General features: G+C 74.5%; 3 protein-coding genes and 1 pseudogene. 1 reads left to right on the top strand and 3 read right to left on the bottom strand.

Annotated elements, in window-relative coordinates; translation table 11 throughout:
• The 3 genes and pseudogenes from ACFULQ_RS49035 to ACFULQ_RS49025 all read right to left on the bottom strand — a co-directional run.
• Window positions 1–188 (bottom strand): annotated as a pseudogene (locus ACFULQ_RS49035) (transferase); the annotation flags it as partial.
• Entirely contained in the window at window positions 185–1,360 is a 1,176-nt protein-coding gene (locus tag ACFULQ_RS49030; RefSeq protein WP_383558333.1) for a glycosyltransferase family 4 protein, read from the bottom strand. The gene ACFULQ_RS49030 and the pseudogene ACFULQ_RS49035, both read right to left, overlap by 4 nt.
• Window positions 1,361–1,410: 50 nt before the next feature.
• Window positions 1,411–1,788, bottom strand: coding sequence for a hypothetical protein (locus tag ACFULQ_RS49025; RefSeq protein WP_383558331.1), 378 nt, complete (start codon window positions 1,786–1,788; stop codon window positions 1,411–1,413).
• 255 nt (window positions 1,789–2,043) lie between these two features.
• Between ACFULQ_RS49025 and chpG the strand changes: the two genes are divergently transcribed.
• Complete coding sequence (chpG, locus tag ACFULQ_RS49020) at window positions 2,044–2,283, top strand: chaplin ChpG (protein ID WP_330266842.1); 240 nt, start codon at window positions 2,044–2,046, stop codon at window positions 2,281–2,283.
• Window positions 2,284–2,330: the final 47 nt, after the last annotated feature.

Below are 2,330 nucleotides of genomic sequence, written 5' to 3'. Positions count from 1 at the left end.
GCGCCGATCAGCGCGGCGACGGCGTCGGCCGCGAGCAGCGGCACCGGCGAGGCCGGCCGGGCCGGAGGCCGCCGCAGCGGGAACCGGAAGCCGGTGGCGGTGCGGCGCGGCGGCATCAGCGAGACAGGCGAGAATCGCAGATTCCGTGGCTGCCCGCCGGGCGAGGGGACGGTACTTTCCGCGGTCACGAGTGGATGGACTCCCTGTATTCGGTGGGCGCGACGCGCCCTGCGAACTCGCCGCCGAGGAGCTCGCGGTACACGTCCGCCACCGCCCCGGCCGTGTGCCGTACGTCGTGGGTGGCCAGGACGTGCCGACGCCCCTGGTGGCCGAGCGACTCGCGCAGGAGCGGGTCGAGCAGCAGATCGGTGACGGCGCGCGCGAGGGCGGCCGGACTGTCCGGCGGTACCAGGCAGCGGGGCGCGAGATGCGGCGGCAGGCTCTCCCGGGCGCCGTCGACGTCCGTCACCACCACCGGCCGCCCGCACGCCATCGCCTCCAGCGGGGCGAGCGCCATGCCCTCCCACCGCGAGGGCAGCACGACCAGGTCGGCGGCCTGGTACCAGGGCACGATGTCGTCGACGGCCCCCGCGAACACCACGGACCGCGGTGACCTGTTCCGCAGGGCGGCGGCGTCGGGACCGTCACCCACCAGCACCAGCCGGGCGCCGGGCACGCGCGCGAGGATCGACTCCCAGGCCCGCAGCAGCACGTCCTGCCCCTTCTGCCGGCACAGCCGCCCCACGCACATCACCAGCGGGGCCGCCGGATCGACCTCGGGCAGCAGCGTCGCGCGTACGGTGCCGACGGCCGCGGGGTGGAACCGCTCGGGCTCGATGCCGTTGGGGATCACGCTCCAGCGGGCGGCGATCCCGGCGCGCACGCCGGTCGCACGCTCCGCCGCGCTCACGCACACCACCCGGTGCGCCCAGCGCGCCCCCTCCCGCTCCCACCGCAGCGCCAGCGCCGAGGTGAGCCCGCCGACCGCCTCGAACGACCAGGCGTGCGGCTGGAACACGGTGGGGATCCGCCCCCGCACCGCGAGCCGGCCCGCGAGCCCGGCCTTCGCGCTGTGCGCGTGCACCAGGTCGGGCCGTGCCGCGCCGAGCACGCGGGCGAGCCCCCGTACCTCCTGGGGGAGCGCACGACCGGGCGAACGGGTGGCGTGCCAGTGGCGCACGTCGGCGCCGACGGCCCGGAGCGCGCCGGTGAGCGGGCCCTCCGGACAGGCGACCGTGACGTGCAGGCCCGCCGCGAGCTGGGCCCGCGCCAGGTCCGTCACCACCCGGGCGACCCCGCCGTCCACGGGCTGGGTGACGTGCAGGACCCGCGGCCGAGGGTCGGTGGCTGACTGCTGCATGCGCGGTTTCCTCGCTCACGGGTGGTGCTCAAGAGGGGCGGGAACGCGCCTCACTTGCGGGCGTCGACGGCGGCGGAGAGCACACCGGCCCACGCCGCGTCGCGCTGGGAAACGAGCCGGAAGGCCCGCTGGTCACCACCGGACCCGGCCGCCTTGCCCGGATCGAACACATCGGAGGCGTGGCCGAGGGTGTTCGAGTACGCGCGCTCACCCCGTCCCACCGCTGGTCCGGGCTCACCGATGGTCGAATCCGGTACGTCCGTACGGGGGTTGGCGGTGTCCGGGCGGGCTCCACCCACCCGGCGGTCCGTCGAAGGGGTGAGCGAGTCACCCGTGCGGCCCTCCTCGCCGTCGCCGGCGAGGAGGGGCGGGGAGGGGCGGAGAAGCCGCCAGAGGGCGGCGCGGCGGCGGACCCGGGATTGACGCATGACCGGTGTGGCCCTTCCGGAACGTACGGTCCCCATGAGTGCGATGGGATGCCTATAGGGGTGCTTCGGGAGGTCCGCCACACTAGCCGCTATCCGTATTAATCAGGCCAAAGGGTGCAAGTGTGTCGAGGCGGTGAAGCCGGGGCGCCCCTGAGATCACCCCATTGGGGGCACAACCCCTGAGCGCGCCACGCGTTGACACAGCGCCGGGCATCCCCGCCCGGATGTTTGTGTCAACCCAAGGAGCAGCTCTCCATGTCGCGTATTGCGAAGGGCCTGGCCCTGACCACCGTTGCGGCCGCCGCCGTCGCGGGTAGCGCCGGCCTCGCCGCCGCCGACAGTGGCGCCCAGGCCGCCGCCGCCCACTCCCCGGGCGTGCTGTCGGGCAACGTCGTCCAGGTTCCGGTCCACGTGCCGGTCAACGTGTGCGGCAACACCGTCAACGTGATCGGTCTGCTGAACCCCGCGTTCGGCAACGAGTGCGTCAACGACTGACGTCGACGTCATTCCCTTTGCCGGCCGGGCTCCCGTGACTCCATCAC

This window comes from Streptomyces sp. NPDC057253 (assembly GCF_042669125.1).
GTDB lineage: Bacteria > Actinomycetota > Actinomycetes > Streptomycetales > Streptomycetaceae > Streptomyces.
Note: the sequence above shows the minus strand (reverse complement) of the source record. Positions and strands in the feature narration are given on the sequence as shown.

Excerpts from the sequence above, each read along its gene's own strand:
- ACFULQ_RS49030 (WP_383558333.1), bottom strand. The coding sequence starts at position 1,360 with ATGCAGCAGTCAGCCACCGACCCTCGGCCGCGGGTCCTGCACGTCACC.
- chpG (WP_330266842.1), top strand. The coding sequence starts at position 2,044 with ATGTCGCGTATTGCGAAGGGCCTGGCCCTGACCACCGTTGCGGCCGCC.
- ACFULQ_RS49025 (WP_383558331.1), bottom strand. The coding sequence starts at position 1,788 with ATGCGTCAATCCCGGGTCCGCCGCCGCGCCGCCCTCTGGCGGCTTCTC.